General features: G+C 36.1%; 28 protein-coding genes and 1 tRNA gene. 15 read left to right on the top strand and 14 right to left on the bottom strand.

Annotated elements, in window-relative coordinates; genetic code table 11:
- Positions 1-23: 23 nt before the first annotated feature.
- Positions 24-269 (bottom strand): hypothetical protein, encoded by a 246-nt coding sequence (locus AC6EIY_RS04660; protein ID WP_498507854.1) that lies wholly within the window; start codon positions 267-269, stop codon positions 24-26.
- Between the two features lie 86 nt (positions 270-355).
- The gene (locus tag AC6EIY_RS04655) at positions 356-1,021 is read right to left on the bottom strand and encodes a Fe2+-dependent dioxygenase (RefSeq protein ID WP_498507852.1); all 666 of its coding nucleotides are present in this window, start codon (positions 1,019-1,021) and stop codon (positions 356-358) included.
- 148 nt (positions 1,022-1,169) lie between these two features.
- Between AC6EIY_RS04655 and AC6EIY_RS04650 the strand changes: the two genes are divergently transcribed.
- The 3 genes from AC6EIY_RS04650 to AC6EIY_RS04640 all read left to right on the top strand — a co-directional run bounded on the left by AC6EIY_RS04650 (position 1,170) and on the right by AC6EIY_RS04640 (position 3,329).
- Positions 1,170-2,195: an extracellular solute-binding protein gene (locus AC6EIY_RS04650; protein WP_498507850.1), complete on the top strand. Its 1,026-nt coding sequence runs from the start codon at positions 1,170-1,172 to the stop codon at positions 2,193-2,195.
- A 70-nt stretch (positions 2,196-2,265) separates the two neighbouring features.
- A tRNA-Ser gene (locus AC6EIY_RS04645) sits at positions 2,266-2,352 on the top strand.
- A 335-nt stretch (positions 2,353-2,687) separates the two neighbouring features.
- Positions 2,688-3,329, top strand: coding sequence for a tetratricopeptide repeat protein (locus tag AC6EIY_RS04640; protein ID WP_498507848.1), 642 nt, complete (start codon positions 2,688-2,690; stop codon positions 3,327-3,329).
- 26 nt (positions 3,330-3,355) lie between these two features.
- On the opposite strand, the gene AC6EIY_RS04635 is transcribed toward AC6EIY_RS04640, so the two are convergent.
- Genes AC6EIY_RS04635 through AC6EIY_RS04625 form a run of 3 tightly spaced genes read right to left on the bottom strand, consistent with a single transcriptional unit; the run spans position 3,356 to position 5,483 of the window.
- The gene (locus AC6EIY_RS04635; RefSeq protein WP_498507847.1) at positions 3,356-3,589 is read right to left on the bottom strand and encodes a 2Fe-2S iron-sulfur cluster binding domain-containing protein; all 234 of its coding nucleotides are present in this window, start codon (positions 3,587-3,589) and stop codon (positions 3,356-3,358) included.
- An 8-nt stretch (positions 3,590-3,597) separates the two neighbouring features.
- Positions 3,598-5,112, bottom strand: coding sequence for a cobyric acid synthase (locus AC6EIY_RS04630; RefSeq protein ID WP_498507846.1), 1,515 nt, complete (start codon positions 5,110-5,112; stop codon positions 3,598-3,600).
- On the bottom strand, positions 5,109-5,483 hold the full coding sequence (locus AC6EIY_RS04625) for an Npun_F0494 family protein (protein ID WP_498507845.1): 375 nt from the start codon (positions 5,481-5,483) through the stop codon (positions 5,109-5,111). Before AC6EIY_RS04625 ends, AC6EIY_RS04630 begins: the two co-directional genes overlap by 4 nt.
- Before the next feature lie 72 nt (positions 5,484-5,555).
- On the opposite strand from AC6EIY_RS04625, the gene AC6EIY_RS04620 reads away from it, so the two are divergent.
- The gene (locus AC6EIY_RS04620; protein WP_498507843.1) at positions 5,556-6,206 is read left to right on the top strand and encodes a nucleoside triphosphate pyrophosphatase; all 651 of its coding nucleotides are present in this window, start codon (positions 5,556-5,558) and stop codon (positions 6,204-6,206) included.
- A 59-nt stretch (positions 6,207-6,265) separates the two neighbouring features.
- Here the strand turns inward: AC6EIY_RS04620 and psbC are convergent, their stop codons facing one another.
- Together psbC and psbD are read right to left on the bottom strand one after the other, a co-directional pair.
- Complete coding sequence (gene psbC, locus AC6EIY_RS04615) at positions 6,266-7,648, bottom strand: photosystem II reaction center protein CP43 (RefSeq protein ID WP_011294856.1); 1,383 nt, start codon at positions 7,646-7,648, stop codon at positions 6,266-6,268.
- On the bottom strand, positions 7,632-8,708 hold the full coding sequence (gene psbD, locus AC6EIY_RS04610; RefSeq protein WP_498463213.1) for a photosystem II D2 protein (photosystem q(a) protein): 1,077 nt from the start codon (positions 8,706-8,708) through the stop codon (positions 7,632-7,634). Before psbD ends, psbC begins: the two co-directional genes overlap by 17 nt.
- Before the next feature lie 200 nt (positions 8,709-8,908).
- On the opposite strand from psbD, the gene AC6EIY_RS04605 reads away from it, so the two are divergent.
- Together AC6EIY_RS04605 and AC6EIY_RS04600 are read left to right on the top strand one after the other, a co-directional pair.
- The gene (locus AC6EIY_RS04605; protein ID WP_498507841.1) at positions 8,909-9,484 is read left to right on the top strand and encodes a photosystem I assembly protein Ycf4; all 576 of its coding nucleotides are present in this window, start codon (positions 8,909-8,911) and stop codon (positions 9,482-9,484) included.
- Positions 9,471-10,187: a peptidylprolyl isomerase gene (locus AC6EIY_RS04600; protein ID WP_498507840.1), complete on the top strand. Its 717-nt coding sequence runs from the start codon at positions 9,471-9,473 to the stop codon at positions 10,185-10,187. Before AC6EIY_RS04605 ends, AC6EIY_RS04600 begins: the two co-directional genes overlap by 14 nt.
- Before the next feature lie 9 nt (positions 10,188-10,196).
- Here AC6EIY_RS04600 and ilvN read toward each other — a convergent pair whose 3' ends face one another.
- The gene (gene ilvN, locus AC6EIY_RS04595) at positions 10,197-10,706 is read right to left on the bottom strand and encodes an acetolactate synthase small subunit (protein ID WP_498507838.1); all 510 of its coding nucleotides are present in this window, start codon (positions 10,704-10,706) and stop codon (positions 10,197-10,199) included.
- A 5-nt stretch (positions 10,707-10,711) separates the two neighbouring features.
- Entirely contained in the window at positions 10,712-11,683 is a 972-nt protein-coding gene (locus tag AC6EIY_RS04590) for an alpha/beta fold hydrolase (protein ID WP_498507836.1), read from the bottom strand.
- Positions 11,684-11,827: 144 nt separating this feature from the next.
- Here AC6EIY_RS04590 and petM point away from each other — a divergent pair, with 144 nt between their 5' ends.
- The 4 genes from petM to infA all read left to right on the top strand — a co-directional run bounded on the left by petM (position 11,828) and on the right by infA (position 13,558).
- Complete coding sequence (petM, locus tag AC6EIY_RS04585; protein ID WP_011294850.1) at positions 11,828-11,926, top strand: cytochrome b6-f complex subunit PetM; 99 nt, start codon at positions 11,828-11,830, stop codon at positions 11,924-11,926.
- Between the two features lie 55 nt (positions 11,927-11,981).
- A complete protein-coding gene (locus AC6EIY_RS04580) occupies positions 11,982-12,944 on the top strand; it encodes an NmrA family NAD(P)-binding protein (protein ID WP_498508151.1) in 963 nt (320 codons plus the stop codon).
- Between the two features lie 52 nt (positions 12,945-12,996).
- Positions 12,997-13,212 (top strand): DUF8669 family protein, encoded by a 216-nt coding sequence (locus AC6EIY_RS04575; protein WP_498507835.1) that lies wholly within the window; start codon positions 12,997-12,999, stop codon positions 13,210-13,212.
- Positions 13,213-13,288: 76 nt separating this feature from the next.
- Entirely contained in the window at positions 13,289-13,558 is a 270-nt protein-coding gene (gene infA, locus AC6EIY_RS04570) for a translation initiation factor IF-1 (RefSeq protein WP_011294847.1), read from the top strand.
- A gap of 11 nt (positions 13,559-13,569) precedes the next feature.
- On the opposite strand, the gene trxB is transcribed toward infA, so the two are convergent.
- The 3 genes from trxB to AC6EIY_RS04555 all read right to left on the bottom strand — a co-directional run bounded on the left by trxB (position 13,570) and on the right by AC6EIY_RS04555 (position 16,068).
- Complete coding sequence (gene trxB / locus AC6EIY_RS04565; protein WP_498507833.1) at positions 13,570-14,946, bottom strand: thioredoxin-disulfide reductase; 1,377 nt, start codon at positions 14,944-14,946, stop codon at positions 13,570-13,572.
- Between the two features lie 104 nt (positions 14,947-15,050).
- Positions 15,051-15,281 (bottom strand): DUF8673 family protein, encoded by a 231-nt coding sequence (locus AC6EIY_RS04560; RefSeq protein WP_498507832.1) that lies wholly within the window; start codon positions 15,279-15,281, stop codon positions 15,051-15,053.
- A gap of 208 nt (positions 15,282-15,489) precedes the next feature.
- The gene (locus AC6EIY_RS04555) at positions 15,490-16,068 is read right to left on the bottom strand and encodes an EF-1 guanine nucleotide exchange domain-containing protein (protein WP_498507831.1); all 579 of its coding nucleotides are present in this window, start codon (positions 16,066-16,068) and stop codon (positions 15,490-15,492) included.
- 132 nt (positions 16,069-16,200) lie between these two features.
- On the opposite strand from AC6EIY_RS04555, the gene AC6EIY_RS04550 reads away from it, so the two are divergent.
- Genes AC6EIY_RS04550 through AC6EIY_RS04535 form a run of 4 tightly spaced genes read left to right on the top strand, consistent with a single transcriptional unit; the run spans position 16,201 to position 20,168 of the window.
- Positions 16,201-17,343 carry a Re/Si-specific NAD(P)(+) transhydrogenase subunit alpha gene (locus AC6EIY_RS04550; protein ID WP_498507830.1) on the top strand — a complete coding sequence of 381 codons (1,143 nt, stop codon included), beginning with the start codon at positions 16,201-16,203 and terminating at the stop codon, positions 17,341-17,343.
- A complete protein-coding gene (locus tag AC6EIY_RS04545) occupies positions 17,343-17,636 on the top strand; it encodes an NAD(P) transhydrogenase subunit alpha part 2 (RefSeq protein WP_011294842.1) in 294 nt (97 codons plus the stop codon). The genes AC6EIY_RS04550 and AC6EIY_RS04545 overlap by 1 nt, the downstream gene beginning before the upstream one ends.
- A gap of 11 nt (positions 17,637-17,647) precedes the next feature.
- The gene (locus AC6EIY_RS04540; protein WP_498507829.1) at positions 17,648-19,084 is read left to right on the top strand and encodes an NAD(P)(+) transhydrogenase (Re/Si-specific) subunit beta; all 1,437 of its coding nucleotides are present in this window, start codon (positions 17,648-17,650) and stop codon (positions 19,082-19,084) included.
- The gene (locus AC6EIY_RS04535; RefSeq protein WP_498507828.1) at positions 19,068-20,168 is read left to right on the top strand and encodes an alpha/beta fold hydrolase; all 1,101 of its coding nucleotides are present in this window, start codon (positions 19,068-19,070) and stop codon (positions 20,166-20,168) included. Before AC6EIY_RS04540 ends, AC6EIY_RS04535 begins: the two co-directional genes overlap by 17 nt.
- A 1-nt stretch (position 20,169) precedes the next feature.
- On the opposite strand, the gene AC6EIY_RS04530 is transcribed toward AC6EIY_RS04535, so the two are convergent.
- Complete coding sequence (locus AC6EIY_RS04530; protein ID WP_498507826.1) at positions 20,170-21,408, bottom strand: 1-deoxy-D-xylulose-5-phosphate reductoisomerase; 1,239 nt, start codon at positions 21,406-21,408, stop codon at positions 20,170-20,172.
- Between the two features lie 92 nt (positions 21,409-21,500).
- Here AC6EIY_RS04530 and AC6EIY_RS04525 point away from each other — a divergent pair, with 92 nt between their 5' ends.
- Positions 21,501-22,826 (top strand): sodium-dependent transporter, encoded by a 1,326-nt coding sequence (locus AC6EIY_RS04525; protein ID WP_498507825.1) that lies wholly within the window; start codon positions 21,501-21,503, stop codon positions 22,824-22,826.
- Here the strand turns inward: AC6EIY_RS04525 and cysS are convergent.
- On the bottom strand, positions 22,823-24,325 hold the full coding sequence (gene cysS, locus AC6EIY_RS04520; RefSeq protein WP_498507824.1) for a cysteine--tRNA ligase: 1,503 nt from the start codon (positions 24,323-24,325) through the stop codon (positions 22,823-22,825). The two genes, AC6EIY_RS04525 and cysS, sit on opposite strands and share 4 nt — an antisense overlap.
- Positions 24,326-24,332: the final 7 nt, after the last annotated feature.

Raw genomic sequence — 24,332 nt, 5'->3', positions numbered from 1 at the left:
GGGGGCTTTCAGCTAATTAAAACTTACCAGCAATTTTCTCCTTCTCCGATAGGAATACAAACGTCAGCTTTTTTTGCCTTATCAGCAGCTTTTTGAGCAGCTTCGTCAAGCTTTCCATCTTCATCTACTTCTTGATCGGTGGTCCATTCCTTTGTGCCACCCATGCCACCATGTTTTTCTCCAGCGATTGAATGATCTGGAATAATTGCGGTTGTGGCTAATGCCGCTGTTGCTGCTAGGAAGATTCCTACAGGACTTTTTTTAGGCATATGTAATTAAGTTTGAATTTATTTTGATAGGTTGAGTCTATCAATGAAAGTTCATTTTTTACTTTATTAAGTATAAAGAATATTTCTTAATCTCCCAGTCTTCTCAATATATTGCTGTATGCCTGGAAAATTAAATCTAATTCGTCTGATCTACCATGCTTAGCTAGTAAACCTTTTGCTCCTGCATCTAGTCCGAATAGAAAATTACGGTCTTCATTATTTTGTACATAGCTTTGAATCCAGCCTACACATACATAACGTTCACCATCTTTGACTTCAGCTACAGAATGAAGTTGGGTGCTGGGGTAAATTATCATTTCTCCAGCAGAAAGTTTTATTTTTTCAGTTTTATGAATTGTCTGAATAGTTAATTCACCACCTTCGTAGTCTGCTGGCTCGTTTAAAAACAATGTAAAAGAAAGATCACTTCTCCCTGAGGGCATATATGGATTGTCAATATGTGTTCCGTAACCATCACCAGCTAAGGATTTAGTAAACATGACTCCGTGGATAAGGCTAGGTAATGTAAAACTCTTTAAAAGAGGATTTGAGATGATTTTATTAACAATAGTATCTCTAAGCTCAATTGATAATTTTGAATTTCTATCTAATTGAAAATTTGATTTTATTTTTGAAGCATGGCTTCCTGCAGTATTTTTGCCATCTTGCCATGAAGATTTTTCGGCTTTTAGCTGTTGAATTATTTGAAGAGCTTCTGATTGATCGATTAGAGAATGAGTTAAGTATTCCATGCTCAATATCTAGATTTAATTACCATCCTAAAGTATAAATAAGATATCAATTTATACTTTAATACGTATCAATGTTGCGAATATATTTTTAGTTGTATCTTCTTGTCTAGTCTATACAGAGAAATTAATCCCTTCCCTAGATTGATTAATGAATTTAATTAAGCGTCTTTTTACTTCTGTAATAGCAGGTTCACTATTAGTCTCTTCAGGCTTTAATCAAGTAAAGGCCTCAGATAGAGAAGTAAGGATTTATTCAGGTAGGCATTACAACACTGATAAGCAGATATATAAGAAATTTGCAGAAGAGACAGGGATAAAAATCCGATTAATTGAGGCTACAGGTATATCTCTGGTTGAAAGATTGAAAAGAGAAGGAGCAAATTCTAAAGCAGATGTGATTCTTCTTGTTGATGCGGCTCGAATTAGTAATGCAGCAAAAAGTGGACTTCTTCAGTCATATCGATCTGCTGAATTAGATGAAAATGTTCCATTGGAATATAGAGATCCTCAAGCAAGATGGTATGCCCTTACAAGAAGGGTGAGAGTTATGGTCGCAAATCCTAATAAAGTCGATGTGAATTCAATTAAAGACTACTCAGATCTTGCTAATCCTTCTTTGGATGGCCTTGTTTGTGTTAGAAAAAGGAGTAGCCCATATAATCAATCTTTAGTAGCCAATCAAATTGTAAATAAAGGAGAGGCTAAAACTAAAGAATGGTTAAAAGGTATGATCTCGAATATTTCTCAGCCTTTTTTCCCCGGTGATATTGGAGTTATAAGAGCTGTAGCTCAGGGTAAGTGTGGAGTTGGCATCGTAAATCATTACTATGTTTCAAGAATGCTTGCAGGTGTTAATGGTAGTAAAGACAAAAGGTTGGCTAAAAAAGTAAAGGTTCTTACCCCTAACCCTGCTCATGTGAATGTAAGTGCAGGTGGAATTGCTAAATATGCTGAAAACAAAGAAGAAGCTATTCAACTCCTTGAGTATCTTGCTTCTCCCACGGGTAGTAGAGGATTAGCTGGTCCTACATTTGAACATCCATTAATCGGTTTTAATAAAACGGATGAGGTTACTCAATTTGGAGGATTTACTCCTGATGATGTGACTATTGATCAATTAGGAACCAATAATAAAAAAGCAATCAAGCTTATGAGGCAGGCTGGTTGGGATTAAATAATTAATAAATTTTTAATTCTGTTTGTTTTTCAGTAGAAACATAAGATTGGTTTAAACTTATTTGAAAGGAGAGGTGGCTGAGTGGTCTAAAGCGAACGACTCGAAATCGTTTGATAGCTAAAACTATCCGTGGGTTCGAATCCCACCCTCTCCGCATTTTTGTGTTACGAGATAATCCCATTCATACCCAAAAGTTGTCTAAAAATTATAGTTTTCCAGATTTTACAAGCGATTAGGGCAAAAAGACATGAATTATTTTTCCCTTACTTACCCACCTCTGCTTATATATGCGCAATACATTATTGAGTGATTTATAAACTGGTTTGAGAAATGTATGACCACACCTGCCCTGACCTGCTCATCTCGTCCCAACTTCAAGGTTCACCCTCTCTGCATTGATTAAAAGTTGCTTTCCGCTTATATGAGTTCTTAAAACTTTTAAACTGATTGTCTTCAATGTGTTTAAAATAAATAAGAGAAAAAAATGATTTGAAAAAAATCGATAAGTCTTCATCTTTTTACGATGAAGCAATTAAATTTGTTGATTTAGATGATTATGAGAGTGCTATTAAATCTATTAGAAACGGTATTAATTGTCTTGATAACCAAGATGATATTGCTTTAGCGTATTTAATTTGTGGATTTTTGAATGATAAATTGGGAGATAATCTTTCTGCTATAGATGACTTTTCAAAGTCAATTTATTTTGAAGCAAAATTAAATATTATCAATCAAAGGTCTAAAGACATTTCATATAGTGGGAGAAGTAATTCTAGGTATAAACATGGAGATTATAAAGGCGCAATAGAGGATAAAATAAAAGCAGTAAATATAAAAAAATTAGAAACTGATAAATCCCAGGAATATAATAATATTAAAATTGACTATAGAAATATTTTACTAGGCACTTTCATAAAAAAAGATCTAGAGTCTAAATATTTTGCATTGATTCAAGTTGCAAAAATACGAAAAAGTAAATATGATTTAATTGCAGATTATAAAAAAGTAATAAGTAAGAAAAGAAAAGAGGAAATTATAAAGAAATTGGAGTTAATAAGTGAATCAAAGTATAAAAGCGGAGACTATAAAGGGTCTATCAAAGCCATTCGAAGAGCAGAGAAATATTATTAATTATCAAATAACTTTATTACTTATTATCACCAATAAGGATCATTAAAGAATTCAACCGTAAGTTCTTTTTTATCCGGTACTGAGGCGATGCAAGCACGAATTACTTCTCCATCTACTTCTATTTCGCAAGCACCGCAGCTGCCTCCAAGACACCCAGTAGGGATCTCGATATTCGCGTCATATGCAGCTTTTAACCATTCAGCGCCTGGAGTGCAATTGCTTGATTTCTTATTAGGCCAATTTATTTTTACAGTTTTCATTATTCAAATTATTTAATTACTATGTTCATATTTATATTTTCTTCAAATGCGTTCGTTAGTAAATCTAATAACTTCTCTCTTTTATCATGATTCTTTTCTTCGTGAGCATTTACATTCTTTAATCCTTTGTTCTGTCTGATTTTATTTATCCATTGCCTGCGCCATTCATCATTTTCAAAAATCCCATGTAAATAAGTTCCTCCAATAAAGCTTTTATCTTCTTTTTCAATTACCCATCCTAAATTACTGTTTTTAAATAAAGAAATAATATAGGAATCTTTATTATTGATTAAATCACTTTCCCCGTAATGCATCTCAAATCCTTTTATATGCTGTGAATCTGGCCATAAAACTCTTTCTTTTCTTTGCGAGGTGTGCTTTATTTCTCCAAAAATTGTTTTTATAGGAAGAATGTTCATTCCAATATTTAAAAATGCACTTGGTTCATTAATACTTTCTTGCTGATGTGGGTCTTCCAATGATTTTCCTAACATTTGTAATCCTCCACATATGCCAAAAACATTTCCCCCATTTTTGGCATAATCTTTTATTTGATTGCTCAATCCACTTTTATTTAAAATCTTCAAATCTTTGATAGTTTGTTTGCTTCCAGGAATTATTAATACATCTGGTTCCCCAAGCTCTTGGCCAGGTTCTACCCATCGCATTTGAATACTTGAGTCACTATAGAAAGGGTCTAAATCAGAGAAATTGCTAATTCTGGGTAATTTTATGATTGCTATTTCTATTTCTGCACTTTTATTTATTTGTTTCCTTTCAAGTAGGTCAAGGGAATCTTCAGGTGGAAAAATTTCTTTGAGCCAAGGCAATATTCCTAGTACTGGAATTCCAGTTGCTTTCTCAATCCATGTTTTGCCTGTTTTGAATAAAGCTTTTTCCCCTCTGAATTTATTAATAATAATACCTTTGATTAATTTCTTTTCTTCTGGCTTGAGTAAAGCAAGTGTTCCTATTATTTGAGCAAATACACCTCCTCTTTCAATATCAGCAACTAAAATACAATGTGCATTTATATATTTAGCTAATTTTAAATTTGTCAGATCTTTGTGCTGTAGGTTTATCTCTACTGGGCTTCCAGCCCCCTCAAGAACAAGTCTTCCTTCAGGGTTTATGTCTAATAATGTTTTAAGTCCTCTTTTTATTGCTTCCCATCCTGAATTAAACCAATCTTCGTAATATCTAATTGCTTTTGTGCTCCCTACGCATTTGCCAAGATGAATTACCTCACTTGTACAATCCCCTTTTGGCTTTAGAAGCACTGGATTCATTTCAGCAATGGGATCTAACCCTGAAGCCCAGGCTTGTAATGCTTGAGAATATGCCATTTCTCTTCCTTGCTTATCAACCCAAGCGTTATTGCTCATATTCTGACCTTTGAATGGGATTGGGTTTTCCTTTTCTCTTCTTAAATATCGACAAATTGCTGCGGTTATAAGTGTTTTACCTGCGCCACTAGAGGTCCCTAAAACCATTATGGGAGTATATTTTAAAGCTTTGTTCATTTTGGAGGTAGTTTGTGCCTTAGGCATGTAACTAATTTTTTTATAAAAGTTGTTTTTTGATTAAATAAATCAGGACTGCTTTCTAGCACTTGTCTTCCAATTGGCGTAATACGAACTTTTGATGTAAGACCTTGCCCATCAACTTCTCTTCTCAAAACTCCAATTTTAATTAATTTAAGAAATTCATTCTCTATAAATAAAGAACTATTGATAAACATAAATTCTTGGTTCAAATATTTTGATTTATTCTCAAAAACATTTTGGGCACTAAGGCTCTCTTTTTGAAGACTTTGAAAAAGAAAAAAGTTAAAGGGACAGTTCTTTATCCCTCTCTTTGCTCTTCTGAAGATTTTTTGGTCAATCAGCAACATTTAATTAAGTGGATTTATTTTTAATAGAAGATCAACAATGATACTAATAATGATTAAAAAATCTAATTTTCTATGCTTGTGCTTGCCTCTGCATCCAAAGCACGTCAAAAATTACTTGAACAAATATCCTTGAAACACAAAGTTATTGTAAGTGATTTTGATGAGACACAGCTTCAAGAGTCAGATCCAATCTTAAAGGTCAAATTATTAGCTAAAGGTAAGGCTGAAAGTGCATTGAAAAAGTTGATCAAGGAAAATCAAGCCTTAAATACTTTTCAAGCTTTATTAGGTTGTGATTCGTTGTTTGAGTTTGAGGGGGAAATTTTCGAAAAGCCAATTAATGAAGAGCAATTGATATCTAGATGGCAAAGAATGTCTGGTAAATCTGGATTTTTGCATACAGGGCATTATTTGATTTCACTAGATAATTTCAGATCAGATATGAAAAGTATTTCAGTAAATAAATGCTCTGAGGGAATTGTGAGCACCAAAATTGATTTTATGTGTTTATCCAATATTGAGATCTTGAAATATTCTTCAACTCCTGAACCATATAATTGCGCAGGGGGTTTTGCGATTGATGGTTACGGAGGAATATTTATAAAGAAAATAGATGGATGTTTTAGCAATGTTATTGGACTTAGCTTGCCTTGGTTAAAAACTAATCTAGAAAAATTCGGTTTGTCTGATTTACTAATAGATAGAGAAAAAATAATAAGATAAGTATTTTAAGCATAAAAAAAGTCCTCGGTTACGAGGACTTTTTTTATGGATTTATGGATCTAATCTAGATCAGGCATTGAAAGAGCAGGCTCTTGTGAACGACTGATACCTTTTTCAAATCCTGCAGCAGCAGCTCTAGCACGACCAGCATGCCAAAGATGTCCTACAAATGTAAACCAGCCAAGGAAGAATTGAGCACCTGCAAGCCATTGACGCAAGTTAACAAAGTTAACTGCATTAGGCTCAGTAATGATTCCACCAACAGAGTTGATCGAAGCGTTGGGAGCATGTGTCATATATTCAGCAGCACGGCGAACTTGCCAAGGCTGAATATCATTTTGAATCTTCTCAAGACTAAGACCATTGGGTCCTCTAAGTGGCTCAAGCCATGGGCCTCGGAAATCCCAAAAACGCATAGTCTCTCCTCCAAAGATAATTTCACCAGTTGGAGAACGCATTAGGTATTTACCTAAACCTGTTGGACCCATTGTTGATCCTACATTTGCTCCAATGCGTTGGTCACGAACTAGGAATGTAAAACTTTGGGCCTGAGAGGCTTCGGCGTTTGTTGGACCGTAGAACTCAGATGGATAAGCTGTGTTGTTGAACCAGATGAAACATGAAGCAACAAAACTTGCTACACAAATTCCACCTAATGCATAACTTAGGAGTCCTTCACCATTCCAGATAAAGGCTCTTCTCGCCCAGCCATAGGGCTGAGTGAAGATATGGAAAAGACCACCAATTATTTCAATTACACCCAGGTAAACATGTCCTCCGACAATATCTTCCATTGAGTTAACACCAACCATCCAACCTCCTCCACCCCAAGGGGTTGATAGAAGATATCCAAAAATTATTCTTGGATCTAATGTTGGGTTGATCAACCTAACTTCTCCACCACCAGGAGCCCAGGTGTCGTATGCACCACCTATGTACATCCAATTAATGGACCATAGAAGAGCACCAACTCCAAGGACAACCAAATGAAAACCAAGAATATTGGTCATTTGATTTTTGTCTCTCCAGTCAGTTGAGAAGAATGGGAAATCTTCTTCTAGTTTTTCTGGACCAGCAAGGGAGTGAAAAACACCTCCAAAACCTAGAATTCCAGATGCAACTAGGTGAATAACACCAGCAATGAAGAATGGCCAAACGTCTGTGACTTCTCCACCAGGACCAATGCCATATCCGAACATGGCTACATGAGGCATACAAATTAAGCCTTGTTCCCACATGGGTTTATCCATGGTGAAGTGACTTACTTCGAAAAGCATCATTGCGCCAGCCCAGAAGACAATTAGTCCTGCGTGAGCGATGTGAGCACCTAATAATCTTCCAGAGAGATTTATTAGCCTTGCATTTCCTACATACCAGGCGTAACCAGTCTCTTCTAGACTTTGATTAGGGGCTTTAAGTAAACTATTAAAGGGCGTTTCCACGTGGGAGTACCTCCTCTGGGAATACAAAGTTTTCGTGTGGTTGGTCTACAGAAGACATCCATGCACGCATACCTTCGTTAAGAAGGATATTTTTAGTGTAAAAAGTTTCGAATTCAGGATCTTCAGCAGCTCTGATTTCTTGGCTAACGAAGTCGTAAGCACGAAGGTTTAGAGCTAGTCCAACGATTCCAATAGATGCAGCCCACATACCTGTTACTGGCACAAAGAGCATCAAGAAATGAAGGAAACGCTTATTTGAGAAAGCAATACCGAAAATCTGACTCCAGAAACGGTTAGCAGTAATAAATGAGTAAGTTTCTTCTTCTTGTACTGGATCGAAACCTCTGAAAGTAGAACTTTGAGTTTTACCATCAGAATACTGACTTGAATCTTCGTAAAGAGTGTTCTGAACTGTTGCACCGTGAATAGCACAAAGTAGAGCACCACCAAGAATTCCAGCTACTCCCATCATGTGGAATGGGTTAAGCGTAATGTTGTGGAAACCTTGAATGAAGAGAATGAAACGGAATATTGCTGCAACTCCAAATGAAGGAGCAAAAAACCAACTATGCTGCCCTAGAGGATAAATAAGGAAGCAAGCAGTAAATACTGCAATAACTGCTGAGAAAGCAAGTGCGTTATATGGACGGATACCAACTAGTCTTGCAATTTCGAATTGACGAAGCATAAAGCCAATAAGACTAAATGCACCGTGAAGAGCAACGAAATTCCATAGGCCACCAAGCTGGAACCAACGAGTTAAATCGCCCTGAGCTTCTGGTCCCCAAAGGAATAGAAGGCTATGACCCATGGCATCGCCAGGAGTACTTACAGCAGCAGTGAGGAAATTACATCCCTCAAGATAAGAACTGGCTACACCGTGGGTGTACCAGGAAGAAACGAAGGTTGTACCTGTAAACCATCCACCAATAGCTAGGAAAGCCGTAGGGAAGAGAAGTAGTCCAGACCAACCAACAAATACGAATCGGTCGCGCTTTAACCAGTCATCGAGGGCGTCAAACCAACCTCGTTCTGTTGCGCTTCCAACAGCGATCGTCATGGGAGGAGCGTTGCTGAGCTTTTGTATACGTCGAGGACTTTAACAACGATGACGGGGTTTGTGGGTAAATCTTTAACTTGATGAAATCCCTTGTATTGAATTGAGATAAAAGCAATGTTTTTTATTTCTTCTTATTAAATGTCAAAAACTTAGTCTCTATAATGTTTTGAAAGGGATGTACCTCCCAATTTTATGAGCTTATGTCATCTGAATCAAAGTTAAGCCAATCAGATAAAGAGTTATCTGATTTGGTTCTAGAACAGAAAATTAAAGGTTCTCGTAAGGTTTCGAACTACATAGTTGCTTCGATGCTTAGTATTGGTGGTGTTGGATTTTTGTTGGCTTCAATCTCTAGTTATTTTGGAAGAGACTTTTTACCACTTGGAAACCCTTCAACGCTAATTTTTGTTCCTCAAGGTTTGGTTATGGGTCTTTACGGAGTAGCTGCTTTTTTACTTGCTATTTATTTTTGGAGATTAATAAGCATCGATTATGGGTCTGGCGTTAATAGATTTGATAAAAACAAAGGAGTTTTATCTTTGTCCAGGAGAGGGTTGTTTAAAAATATAGAAATAGAAATTCCAATTGATGAGATTAAAGCTGTGAAATTAGAGGTAAGAGAAGGTTTTAATCCTCTGAGACGAGTATCTTTGAGAATTAAAGGTAGAAAGGATTTGCCTATATCTAGAGTTGGAGCTCCTAAACCACTATTGGATTTAGAGAATGAAGGTGCTGAAATTGCGAGGTTTTTAGAGGTTAATCTTGAAGGAATTTAAAAAAGATAATAAAAGCACAAAGATTTTAAATAATAAAACTTTCACTTATAAATTTCTTCAACCAGTTTTTATTTATTTAATTCTTAGTTCGATTGCTATATCTGGATGTTCAAATTTAAAGAAAAAAGAGGATATAAATATATGTTCTACTACAACACTTCCCTGCCAGAATTCAAATGCTTATGTTTTGTTGATTACAAACAAAGGAAAGATAAAAATAGAGCTTTATGGCCAATCAGCTCCAATAACTGTAGGAAACTTTCTTGATTTCGTAGAAAAGGGTGCCTACAATAAAACTATCTTTAATAGGGTTATTAAAAAGCCTTACCCTTTTATAATTAGAGGTGGAGAAAATATTTTAAAAGAAAATAAAAATAAGTTTATAGATGTTAAAACAGGAAAAAAAAGATATATTCCTTTAGAGATAAAACTAAGAACAAAATCTTTACCAATATACGGGAAAGAATTATACGATTCTAGTCAAATAAATAATATTGAACTTAAGCATAAGAGATCGTATTTATCGATGGCCAGATCTAAAAATCTTAATTCAGGAAGTTCTCAGTTTTATATATTATTAAAATCTTTGCCAGAACTAGATGGAAGATATTCTGTCTTTGGGAAAGTGATTAGTGGTATGAATATAGTTGATTTAATCGAGGAAGAAGATTTTATAATTGAAGCAAAAAGAGTCGATTCCTGAATAAAAATATTATTTTTTAGCTTTTAACATTTCTGTGTTTACTCCTGATGCCCTTTTAAGAGCAACTTTTCCCGTCCTGGCAATTTCTAAAATTCCATATTGTTTCAATAGGTTCTCTAGAGCGACAAGTTTGCCTGGATCTCCAACGACTTCAAGTGTCATCGCATTTTCAGAAACATCTACAACTTTTGCTCTAAAAACTTGAACAAGATCTAAAATTTTTCCTCTGTTTTCTGATGATGCTGAAACCTTCAAGAGCATTAACTCTCTTTCTACAGCTGGTAATGTTGTTAAATCAAGAACTTCTAAAACATTTATTAATTTGTTTAGTTGTTTTGTCATTTGTTGAAGTGTTGATTCGTCCCCCTGAACGACCATTGTTAATCTTGATATCCCTTTGGCTTCTGCAGGGCCTACAGCCAAGCTATCAATGTTAAATCCTCTTCTTGCAAAAAGGCCTGCAATCCTGCTTAATGCTCCAGACTCATCTTCAACTAAAACTGAAAGTGTGTGCTTCATATTTTTTACTTAGAAGTTTTTAAGTTACTCAGCCATTTCAGAACAATTTGATTGAAATGTTTAGGTAATTCATCGTGGAGACAATGGCCAGCTTCATTAATCACAGTTAATTTAAGCCAAGGATGGAGCTTTATAAGTTTTTTTGCTAAAAATATAGGTATCAATTTATCTTGCTTACCCCAAATCAATAAAATTGGAGGGCGATTGGGAAGTGTTTGAATTTTTTCAATGATTGATGGACCTTTTGCTGAGGTTGGCCTATTGCTCATTCCAATGCACATAGCTCTAAGAGCTTTTGATGCGTTTACCCTCCTAGCAGGGACGGTAACTATTCTTCTTAATTGAATGTCATTAGAAATTGAGCGAAAATAAGCACTTTGAAGCGCAAAAGTAATTAATTTTGTTCTAGATATTAAATTTACTAAAATCTTGAGTGGAAATAAATGAAAAAAAAGTTTTATAAGAAAACTTTTGATTTTTCCCAACGAACTCGGAAAGGAAAATTTAATTGGATTTATAGAAACTGGCTCTGGTAGTGGCGCTGCGATTACTGTTTTTATCTTCTCTGGCCTTTCTGAGAGGGTTGTGAGTGCTGTTAAAGCTCCCAATGAATTTCCAATCAAAATAACCTTTCTATTCTTTTTTATGTCGACAATTTCATCAAGAAAAGAATCTAATTGTGCTGCCCAAATTTGATTGTCTAAATATTTTATTTTGCTTTTAAGATTTTGCTCTGATTTCCCAAAACCTAACAAATCTATACCGAATACCCTATAACCTTCCGATGCAAATATCTCTGCATTGTTTCTCCAGTGATCGCTGCTGGCTCCAAACCCATGAATTAGAACAATGGGAGGATTTGATTCCTCACCAGTTACCCTGAAGTGAACCCTATTATTTTTATAGTTCCAATATTTAGACTCACCCCAATAAGGGGATTCTATGAAACGCTTTCTATTAAAAATATTTTGCTGCATTTGATTAAAAACCTAATTTGACTTTGAGTTTTATAATTTTTAAATTTCATTTTAAGTTTATTTTAAAAATTTGCTTATGCTTTTCTATTGCTGTCTGAATGTCAGGGCTTTAGGTTTTAATAGAAGATGAGTTAAATTATCTGAATGGCATCAGAAATTTTTGGAATCGCTGCAGTCTTTTGGGTTTTAATTCCCGTTGGGCTTTTAGGAGGAGTTCTTCTTTTGAAACTTCAAGGTGATTGATTTCCACAATCCATAGTTTGCCCATTTAAGCTCCAATCTTGTAATGAATTCAACTATGCAAGTACTGGTGATTGGTGGCACAGGAACTCTTGGTCGCCAAATAGCCAAAAATGCCATAGATGCAGGGCATAAAGTGCGTTGCATGGTTAGGAAACCAAAAGCAGCTTCATTTCTTCAAGAGTGGGGCTGTGAATTAACTCGTGGCAATTTAATAAATAAAGAAGATATTGAGTATGCCCTTGATGGTGTAGACGCTGTTATTGATGCAGCTACTAGCCGACCTGATGATCCACGCAGCGTTTACGAGATAGATTGGGATGGAAAATTAAATCTATATAATGCTTGTGAAGAAAAAAATGTAAAAAGAGTAGTATTCCTATCTTTATTGGGAGCAGAAAAATATCGGCAAATTCCCTTAATGGACATAAAATTTTGTACTGAAGAATTATTGGTTAGTTCATCTTTGGATTACACCATCTTGCAAGGAGTAGCTTTCATGCAAGGGGTAATAGGCCAATTTGCTATTCCAATCTTGAATAATGAACCGGTTTGGATAAGTGGAAATCCAACCGAAATTGCTTATATGAATACGCAGGACATAGCTCGATTTGCTGTTGCAGCTTTAGATAGGCCTCAAACCATAAAAGGAAGATTTCCCATAGTTGGTCCTAAAGCATGGAGCGCAAAAGAATTGGTTGGTTTATGTGAAAAGTTCAGTGAAAAAAGAGCGAGAGTATTAAAAGTTTCTCCAACCATAATTTCTATTGCTCAATCAGTTGTATCGTTTTTTGAATCGACCTTAAATGTTGCTGAAAGGCTCTCTTTCTCTGAATTGAGTGGGAATGGAGGGAAATTAGATGCTCCTATGGATGATACTTACAGCGCTTTTGGTCTTGATCAAGCCGATTCAACAACAATGGAGGGGTACATAAAAGAGTATTACGGAGTTATTTTGAAAAGACTTAAAGATATAGGGGTTGACCTTGACATTGAAGAGAAAAAGAAATTCCCCATTTAAACTGTTGCAAGATTGTAGTTAATATGTACTATTAGGAAAACTTTCATTTGTAATGTCCATTAGTCAAATCAAAAATCTTAATAGAAGATTGGAAAATTTATCTAAAGAAGCCTCTTCCGAGTTAGATAAATTATGTGGTAATGAGTTATGGAAAAGTATTGGTTTTGAGGCTTTTGATGGTTTAGATGATGCGGGGATAAGAGCTTCTGCGAATTATTATTATGGACAATTTCAAACTGCTAGAGAGTTACAAGAGATTTTTAGTTAAATATAGATTTATTGGTTAATCAAAGGCTTTTTAGAATACAATTATTTTACTTAATTAGTGATGCAAAAAAAAACACATGATTGAAACATCCGGCGTTATTGAAAAAGAGCAAGGCAATGGATTTTATCTTGTAACTCTTGAGCAGCCCGCTGGACATCAATGCTTGTGTAGGGCCGCAGGAAAATTAACAAAATTTAGAATAAAATTGCTTGCAGGAGATAAAGTCCTAGTTGAAATAAGTCCTTATGATCTGACTCGTGGTCGAATTACATACAGGGAGCGAAATGTAGGCCCCGGTGGAGGAAGACAAGGCGGAAATAGGCCAGGTGGACCAAGAAAAAGATAAGGTTTTAATAGCTAATCAACTAGTAACTCTAATGCAGATTTATATTCACTTCTTGCTTTAACACCTTTCCATTGTTCTTTTAATTCTTTATTTTTGAAAAGATGAACCGTGGGCGTTCCACTCACATCAGCTTGTTTTGCAATTTCTTGATCGCTTTCTATATCAATTTCAACGCCTATAGCTTTTCCTTGTGATTCTTTAAGGACTCTTTGAAGTTGGGGCTTGAGTATGTGACAAGGTCCACAGCTACTGGATGTATATATGACGAAAAGAGGTTTCTCTGTTTCATGGTACAACTTTCTCAATGCATAACTCCCCTTTTGCCATATCTTGTCAGGGTCAAAATTTTCCTTATTACTGACTTCAAAAGTTTTTGTCGTCTCAGCCTTTGATGGCTCTAAATCATCTCGTTTAATAAGAGTTGCCAGATTATTTTTTGATAGCCATCTTTCAGCGGCTAGCGCTGCTTTGCAACCACTTCCAGCAGCAGTAACTCCTTGACGCCATTCTGAATCAGCGACATCTCCTGCGGCATAAACACCTTCCAAAGAAGTTTCGGGCCTTCCAGGTTCTGTTAATAAATAACCTTTTGCATCTGTATCTAACTGATTGGTGAACAAAGAGGTGTTTGGAGTATGCCCAATTGCATAAAAAAGGCCCTTAGCAAGAATCTCATCTTGCTGGTTTGTATTTTTTCGTTTGACTTTTAATTTCTCCAACCATTCGTTACCTGTAACATCTAAAAGTTCAGTCTCCCAATGAATAGTAACGTTAGAGTTTGCGGCTACTCGATCGGCCATTGCTGCAGAGGCCTTTAACTTATTTGATCTAACTAACAAATGTACATGGCTTCCATATTTAGTTAGATATTCAGCTTCTTCGCAAGCTGAGTCCCCTCCTCCGACTACTGCAAGCTCTTCATTCCTGAATTGAGGAGTTGCACCGTCACAGATTGCACAAGCGCTTATACCTTTACTCCAAAAATATTTTTCGTTCTTAAGCCCCAGACGATTGGCACTTGCTCCTGTTGAAATAATTAAGGAGTGTGATTTGATTTTTTGAGTATTAGTGAGAATAGTAAAGGGTCTTTTGCTTAAATCAATTGATATTGCATCTTCTTCAATTAACTTTGTGCCCCATCTCAAAGCTTGAGCTTTTATTAAATCCATCAACTCCGGCCCCTGAACCCCATTAGGAAAACCAGGGAAATTCTCTACAAAGGTGGTTGTCATTAATTGTCCTCCGGGGATTCCACCTTGTTCAAAACCAGTAATGAGCAATGGCTGCAGATTCGCTCTTGCAGCGTAAATTGCTGCAGTGTATCCAGCTGGACCTGAACCTACGATTACTAAATTCTCATTTTTTAATTCTTTACTTTCAGCTACCATGCCATATTAAATAATACTGACTTATACGATATAAGAAAAAATCTTGAAAGTGTATCTAAAGCCTAAAAAAGTGGATTACTTCTAAATCATTAATTGATTAAAAATCAAAGCTCGAGAAGTTCGTCGGCGTCAAAATTTTCTTTTTGAAAGTGAGGCACTTTTAGGGTTGAAGCTTTTAATCCCTCGGGATAAGTATTTATACAAGTAATCCATTCACAGAATTCTTGGCTGATAGCGTAGCTATCTTCATATCTTTCCACGCTATCAAGTAAAGCTATTCTGCTTGCGGCCCAACAGCTTGCGATACTTATTCTCTTGTTGAAAGAAGCATTCATAATTAATCCCCAACGAACTTACCTTGACATGCCAATGGGAGATTAACTTGTGTTTTTTGGTACAAATTTGCGTTTTGTCGGCAAAACGAAATTATCACTTAAGATTTTAGATTCTCTTCATATTTGCAATGCAAAGAATATTTCTGTTATTTCTTTATTTTCTTGATTATTGATTCAAGCTTTTATTTTGTAATTAAACCTCGTCATGCTATACGGCTTCTGTATGGTTGATTAATAATTTTTCAACATCATTTATACCTTCAACTGCTGCATTCTTGGCTAACTCATAATCTCCATTTGCCTCTTCTTCCAATGCCTTTGCAATCTTATTAGTTAATTCTTCTTTCCTTCCTTCAATCATTACAATTATTTCATTTTCTATTACTTTTCTAACAGCTTTAGATGGCAATCTGTCATCTTTTGCTTCAGCAAATGTTCCTTGCACAAGTTCTTGTATAAATAATCGGTGAACTTCACTACTTCTTAAAAAACTTTCGGTTGCATTGATGATGCCTTCAACCAAGGCTTCATCTGGTTCAGATTCTTTATTTGCAAGTTTGAATTCCCAATCAAGATGTTTCCTTTGCCATCCGGAGGCGTGAAGACTTGGCATTACTGTCTGAGAAAAAGTGTCTACAGACATTTCATAAATTCGTTCTGCTAGCCTCTCGCACCACTCTTTGCCATGACTTTGAAGATTTTTTTGCATGGCTGTTCTTGGAACAGCATGCCCACCGTGATGGCTATGACATACACCATCAGGACATTCGATCGCGGTGAGGCTCATTTTTTTGATCGATAACATTTTCTCATTTCCTTCATAGCCAAGAAAAACTATTAGGAAAACCTTTCTTAACTAAAAATGGTGGTATTCAAACGTTTCCTCTCCTAATCTTAAGGAGGATCAATTTTTTTACTTTTGGTTAGTCTCTTAATTCCTTTCGAATCAGCTTTTGAGGAAACTCGCGTTTCAGCTACTCCAGAGACTGTTAAAAAGTTTTTGGACCTGGGTTGTAAAGTATTTTTTGAAAAAGGTTCAGGACAGGCTGCTGGTTTTTTAGATAATTCTTATGTTGATGCTGGCGCTGAATTAATTGAAAAGGAAAATAATGAGGTAATAAAAATTGTTGATATAGTTCTCTGCGTTCAGCCTCCGGATGAAAAATTTCTTTCACAATTAAAACCTGGCTGTTTTCTTGTGGGATTACTGAATCCTTACGGGAACAAGTTATTAGCCGAAATATTAAAATCTCAAAAAATTTCTGCAATATCTTTGGAGTTGCTTCCGAGAATTAGCCGAGCACAATCATCAGATGCATTATCTTCTCAAGCAAATATAGCTGGATATAAATCCGTACTTTTAGCAGCTAGTGCTCTTGATAGATATTTCCCGATGTTAATGACTGCTGCTGGAACAATTCAGCCTTCAAAAGTTGTTGTTTTAGGCGCTGGAGTCGCAGGATTGCAAGCCATTGCAACAGCAAAAAGACTTGGTGCTGTTGTCTATGTGAGTGATATACGAGAGGCTGTGAAAGAGCAAGTTGAATCACTAGGCGCAAGATTTATTGAGCTTCCAAAGATTGACGAAACCCCTTCAGAATCTGGAGGATATGCAAAACAAGTTTCGGATGAATTTCTCATTGCACAAAGAAAAGAATTGGCAAATCAATTATCTGAAGCTGACGTAGCGATTTGTACTGCGCAGGTTCCTGGTAAAAGAGCTCCAAAACTTATTGATGAAAATATGTTGGATGATATGCGTCCTGGTTCGGTAGTGATTGATCTTGCTGTTCTTAGTGGTGGTAATTGTGCATGCTCAAAACCAGGAGAAACTATTATTAGAAAAGGGGTCAAGATTATTGGTGCATCTGATCTTCCTTGTTCAATTCCAAATCACGCAAGTTCTCTATATTCCAGAAATTTATTGTCTCTTCTAAAACCGATGTTTAAAGAGGGTAAGTTTTTAATTGATAACGATGATGAGCTTATTAGTGGTTCTTTGATTAGTAAGGATGGAGTAATCCTTAAATCAGAAATCATTGAGAATGGAGGAATTAAGTAATGAGTTTTTTTAGTGAAGCTCTTTGGGTGCTTCTTCTTGGAAGTCTTTTGGGACTAGAGCTTATAGGCAAGGTTCCGCCAACCTTGCACACTCCATTAATGAGTGGAGCTAATGCAATCTCAGGCATCACCATGCTTGCAGCTTTAACATTGATAATCAAATCAGGAGACAATTTACCTTTACTAATAATTGGCTCAATATCTCTTGGTTTTGCCTTATTCAATGTAATTGGTGGCTTTCTTGTTACAGACAGAATGCTTGCAATGTTTAGCCGTAAAAAAACTCGTAAATAGGATTATTTCTTATGACTTTTATTGGTCCAATTAAGTTTGCTATTGATCTACTAGCGGTTTTATTACTTGCTTTGGGCATTAAAGGCCTGTCAAAAGTTAGATCAGCAAGGGAAGCAAACAGGCTTGCTGCTATTGCAATGTTATTGGCTGCTTTTGGGGTTTTGATGAACTCTCAAGGCACTATTGGGATTTCTATTGACTCTTGGGTTTGGATAATTAGTGGAACTTTGATTGGTGGGCTTTTAGGAGCCATTACAGCTAAAAAAGTTCCAATGACTGCAATGCCAGAAATAGTGGCTTTGTTTAATGGTTGTGGAGGAATGTCATCACTTTTGGTTGCACTTGGTGTTGCATTATTCCCATCTTCAGAGGGCTCAGATGGAGTTGCAAGTGAGCTTGTCAGGAATTTTTCAATAGTAGTTTCACTCTTTGTTGGAGCGATTACTTTCTCTGGATCAATAGTTGCAATGGCCAAGCTTCAGGGTTGGCTGTCTACACCTTCGTGGACCCAAAGTAAAGCTAGGCATTTCTTTAATATATTGTTTGCTGCTCTTGCTTTGATTGGCGGGATCTATCTTTTAATAGATGGAAAAAATGGTCTTTTCCTTATTGTAGTTGCTTCATCTTTGCTTGGTATTGGAGTTACTCTTCCTATTGGCGGAGCAGATATGCCAGTAGTTATATCTTTGCTAAATAGCTACTCAGGAGTTGCAGCAGCAGCGGCAGGTTTTGTTGTTGGTAGTCAACTTTTGATTGTCGCCGGTGCAATGGTTGGAGCTGCTGGACTGATCCTTACACAAGTCATGTGCGATGGCATGAACAGATCTTTAGTTTCTGTTTTGTTTGGAGGTGCACTTGGTGCTAGCTCAGTTGCCTCAGGAGGAGGAGGAGAGTATACAAATATAACTAGTTGCAGTCCGGAAGAATGTGCACTCACGCTCGAAGCTGCAGAGAGAGTTGTGATTGTTCCAGGTTATGGTCTTGCCGTGGCCCAAGCTCAGCACACCCTAAGAGAGGTCACCAGAGTATTAGAGAGTGCCGACATTGAAGTCACGTATGCCATACATCCAGTTGCAGGAAGAATGCCTGGTCATATGAACGTTCTTTTGGCAGAAGCAGATGTTCCATATGAGCAATTAAAAGAAATGGATGTGATTAATCCTGAATTTCCTGCTACGGATGTTGTATTAGTTCTAGGAGCGAATGATGTGGTTAATCCTCAGGCTAAGAATGATCAGACTTCGCCTCTTTATGGTATGCCAGTTTTAGATGTTCAAGAAGCTAGAACAGTATTTGTTGTTAAGAGAGGAATGAGTGCTGGATATTCAGGGATAAAAAATGATCTTTTTGATTTGCAAAATACTTCTATGGTCTTTGGAGATGCAAAAAAAGTTCTTGGAGATCTTTTGTTGGAATTAAAGGAGCTTGGACTTGGCAGTAAAGGATAATTTTAAAAGACAAGGTTTACTATCAGATTTAGGAATAAGCCCTTTTAAAGAGCGTATCCCCTGGATTGGTCCTGACCTTCAGACCCTAAGAGATACATTCGCTTCCGATGAATTACCTGATGTCAACTCATCAGAGATTCGTATCAATGTTCCACCACTAAAAAGTAGAAAAAAAGGAGGAGGTTCATTAGTTGCGTATTTGGATAAACCATCAAGTTCCTTGCGCATCAATGGTTTAGTTCTACTTCTGCATGGACTTGGTGGTTCTACTCGTAGAAGAGGGTTGACTAGAATGGCTAGTGCTTTGGTGCAATCAAACTTCGCCGTTTTGAAACTCAATCTGAGAGGTTCAGATCCTTGTAGAAATTATGTTGATGGTACCTATGCCGCTGAGTGCAATAGTGATTTGGTTCCTGTATTAAGGCGTGCTAGAGAGATTTCATACCAATTAACTAATGACTATAAGTGTTCAAAAAACATTCCTCTTTTTGGCGCTGGGATTTCTTTGGGTGGGACCATTCTTTTAAATGCTTGTATGAGTGATGAGTCTTTATTAGATGGATTGGTATGTATTAGTAGTCCTTTGGATTTGAGTGAGTGTAGTTCATCTATTGAAAGACCGAGAAATTTTATTTATCAGAAATGGTTGTTAAATCGTTTAATTAGGCAAACTTTAGAAGATCCTTTTGGGATAGAAGAAACTGAAAAGGATGCGTTAGTAATAAATAAAAAAGATAAAAAAAGAAAAATAAATGATATTAGATCCTTTGATAATTTTATAACTGCTCCGAGGTGGGGATATGAAAATGTTGATGAATATTATGCGAAAGCATCTCCATTTTTCTCTCTTATTAATAATGAAAAATCTATTCCTAAAACATTATTTATTCAATCTAAAGATGATCCTTGGGTTCCTTATTTAGCTGCTGAAAGACTAATGGAAAAAATGAAATTTTCTAAAGATCAAAATTTTAATAAATTTATTTTTACTGAAAAAGGAGGACACAATGGATTTCATGGGGTTAATGGTTGTTGGGGGGATCAAGTTGTTTCTAAATGGTTTTTATCTTTGAAAAATATTTAATCTAAAACTGCATTTTTGTAATATTTTTTTCTGAATAATCTAAGACTTCTTCTCTGGCCCAGCTGTCAACTTCAAGAATTTCACTGAGGCTTGGATTTAGATTAAGGTCGCTCTTATGTTTCTCGCAAATCGCCTCAATTACTTTTGGAATATCGATAAATTTAAACCTTTCTTCTAGAAATAGTTCTACTGCTTTTTCATTAGCGGCATTAAGCACTGCTGGCATTGTGCCTCCTATTTTTCCTGCGCCGTAAGCAAGTTCCATACATGGATATTTTTTAGTATCTGGTTCTTTAAAAGTTAAATTGCCTATTTCAGTAAGCTTTAATCTTGGCCAAGGTGTTTTAAGTCGACCAGGCCAACTTAAACAATACAAAATAGGGAGCTTCATATCTGGCCATCCCAATTGAGCTAAAACTGATGAATCATCCAATTCAACCATCGAGTGAATGATGCTTTGTGGATGGATAATGATTTCGATTTGATCATATGAAAGGCCGAAAAGATAATGCGCTTCAATGACTTCGAGTCCCTTATTCATAAGGGTTGCAGAATCTACAGTTATTTTCTTTCCCATGCTCCAATTAGGATGGCTAGTCGCATCATCGACAGTTGCTTTAGCTAAATCTTCAGCTTCCCAATCTCTAAATGCTCCTCCTGATGCAGTTAATTGTATGGATTTAAATCCTGGAGTAGGCACCCCAGTTGAGAGTCTTGCATTTTCAGCCCATGGCGTTCCTTGGAGACATTGAAATATCGCTGAGTGTTCAGAATCTGCAGGCAAGAGCCTACTTCCACTTTTTTTTAAAGCAGGAATGACAACTGGTCCTGCTGCAATCAAAGTTTCTTTATTTGCTAGAGCTAGGTCCTTCCCTGCTTCAATAGCTGCAAGTGTTGGCAAGAGACCAGCACAGCCAACTATTCCAGTTACAACAAGATCTGCACTTCCCCAAGCTGCTGCAGTATTAAGTCCTTCGGCTCCCGCCATCAATAAGGGTTTCTTGAATATTCTTGAATCTTCAGTAAGACTATTTATTCGCCTAGACAGTTCTGGCAAAAGAGACTCATCGGCTAGTGAAACGACTTCAGGTTGATGAGTTTCAATTTGTTTGATTACTAAATCAAGATTCTTTCCTGCTGTTAGCGCAACAATTTTGAATTGATCAGGAAACTCTTCTGCAATTTGAAGAGTTTGAGTTCCAATAGATCCCGTTGAGCCTAAAACGCTTATGGCTTTCACATTGTGAAGTCAAGTATGACCAGTCTCCCATTTAAAGGTATAACCCAGTTGTATATTTACCAGTTTCTTCTGGATTTTAATAGAGATTTATTATGCAAGAAAGGGAACAATGGAGATCAGGACTGGGATTCGCACTTGCCGCGGCGGGAAGTGCTGTAGGCCTTGGAAATCTTTGGGGCTTTGCTTATAGGTCATCTCAAGGCGGTGGACTTGCTTTTCTTATCCTTTATATATTGGTTGTTTTAGTTGTTTGCCTTCCTGTCTTAGTTGCAGAGATGGTCTTGGGGAGAAGCACTGCAAGTAGTCCTTTCCTTGCTCCCATCAAAGCTGCTGGAGAGAATTGGAAGCCTCTAGGTTGGTTGTTTGCAATAGCTTCTTGTGGAATTCTTTCTTATTACGCAGTGATAATGGGATGGACAATTGATACTTTTTTCCATGCCTTGTTCGTCGGCCTACCCTCCGATATGACGGAGGCGGGAGAATTTTTTGGTAAAATTAGCAGTGGTAATAGTGTATTTGTAGGTCAAATAATCAGCTTATTGTTAACTGCTTTTGTTGTTGTTGCTGGCGTTCGTGGAGGCATAGAAAAACTAACAAAATGGGCAATGCCATTTTTATTTGGACTCCTTTTGTTGTTAGCTATATGGGCTGCAACTTTATCTGGGGCATGGGAAGGATATACATCATTTTTACTTAAATGGGATTCATCTCAACTTTTTGATAAAAACACAATAAGTAATGCATTTAAACAAGCTTTCTTTTCTTTAAGTTTGGGTATTGGGATTATGGTTGCCTATTCTTCATATCTAAACCGTAAAAATCATCTTCCTAAAGAAGCTTTGAGAGTTGCAACTTTGGATACTGCTGTTGGTTTACTTGCCGGGTTGATTACATTCCCTGTCGTTATGAGTTTTGGTTTGAAAGATGTTATCAGTGAATCAACTGTTGGGACTTTATTTATTGCTCTCCCAACTGGATTTGCGAATCTTGGATTGCTTGGGAGATTGATTGCTGCCGTTTTCTTTGGATTGGCGTTTATAGCTGCTATTACTTCTTCTATTTCATTAATGGAAGTACCAGTATCTTCTTTAATGGACAGATTGAATTGGAGTAGGAAAAAGGCCGTTTGGATTTCAACATTATTGATTTTCTTGATTGGAATACCGTCTGCTATTTCTACAGACTTTTTAGGCAAGTCCGATGCTATCTGTAATACACTCTTGATATTAGGTGGTCTTCTAATTTCAATTCTTTTGGGTTGGATTGTTCCAAATCGTTATGATGAAGATCTTGCAAATTCGAATGCTAATTTAAGAGTTAGAAGGTATCTAAAGTTTATGCTGCGCTGGGTGTCTCCACCAGTTATTGCTATAGGACTTTATTTAACAGTCTTATCTACAATGGAAACATTTGCTTAATCTGAAGTTTGTTTCCATTCCGTAACCCCTTTTGGTTTATCAATTAAATCAATTCCAATATTTTTCAAATCATCTCTTATTTTGTCAGCGAGTAAAAAGTCTTTATTAGCTTTTGCTAAGGATCTATTCTTGATAAGTTCTTCAATTTTATTAGTGTCAACTTCAGTATCGTTTTTTGTTTCTTCTTGATTTAAATTTACTTTTAAGCCCAGAACTCCTGCCAACTCACAGAGTAGTTCCCATTTATTAAAAACTTGATTTAAAATATCTTCGTCAACTTCATTGATATCTTTTTCTTTTAATAAATTTAGGCACTTTCTAATAGGTTGAGATAATTCAAAAAGTATAGATAAAGCTCCAGATGTATTTAGGTCATCATCCATATATTTTTCAAAGTCTGATAATAATTTAAATGAGTCTTTATCAAGTTTACTGTTGGCAGATCTTTTTATCGGTTCATCTAGGTTGATTTCGTTTTTGGCTTGATCTTTAATCTTATAAATATAACCAAAAGACAGGCAATTATTTAATCTTTCCCAACCTTTTGAAGCTGCTTTTAGCGCTTCTTTAGTAAAATCTAGAGGCTTTCGATAATTAGTTTGTAATACAAAAAATCTCAAAGTCATAGGTGAAATTCCTTCATCTAATAAAGACCTAATGGTTGTAAAATTCCCTAGTGATTTACTCATCTTTTCACCTCCCACATTAACCATTCCATTGTGAAGCCAGTATTTTGCTAACTCTTTCCCATTACAGGCTTCAGATTGAGCTATTTCATTCTCATGATGAGGAAATATAAGGTCTGATCCACCAAGGTGAATATCAATACTTTCTCCTAATTCTTGTTTAACCATAGCTGAACACTCAATATGCCAACCTGGTCTGCCGTTTCCCCAAGGCGAAGAGTAACTAACCTCACCTGATTTGGACTTTTTCCAGAGAGCAAAATCAAGTGAGTTCTTTTTACTTTCTTTTTGATTTGTTTTTAATCTACCTGCTGCATTATCTATCTGATCCTCAATTTCTCTTCCACTAAGTTTCCCATAATTTTTATGTTTATCTACTGAAAAATAAACATCACCATTTGATGAGTAAGCTATTTTTTTTTGCTCTAATTCTTCTATGAAATTAATAATTTGATGGAGGCATTTTGTTGCTCTTGGCATGCTACTTGGTCTAAGAATGGAAAGAGTATCCATGTCTTTATGAAAATCATCAATATTTCTTTCACTTAATTCATCAGTAGAACACCCTTCTTTATTTGCTCGATTAATAATTTTGTCATCAATATCAGTGAAGTTTTGTACAAATTTAACTTCAAATCCTTTCCAAATTAAAAACCGTCTTAATACATCCCAATTAAGATAACTTCTTGCATGACCAAGATGACAAAGATCATAAACAGTTACACCACAACAATATATTTTAACTTGATTAGGATTTATAGAAATAAAATCCTCTTTCTTTTTGGATAAGGTGTTTGTGAATTTTAGGGACAATTTCTTA

This window comes from Prochlorococcus sp. MIT2304, from assembly GCF_059772405.1.
The sequence above is the reverse complement of the archived record's forward strand: the minus strand, read 5'-3'. Positions and strand labels throughout refer to the sequence as shown.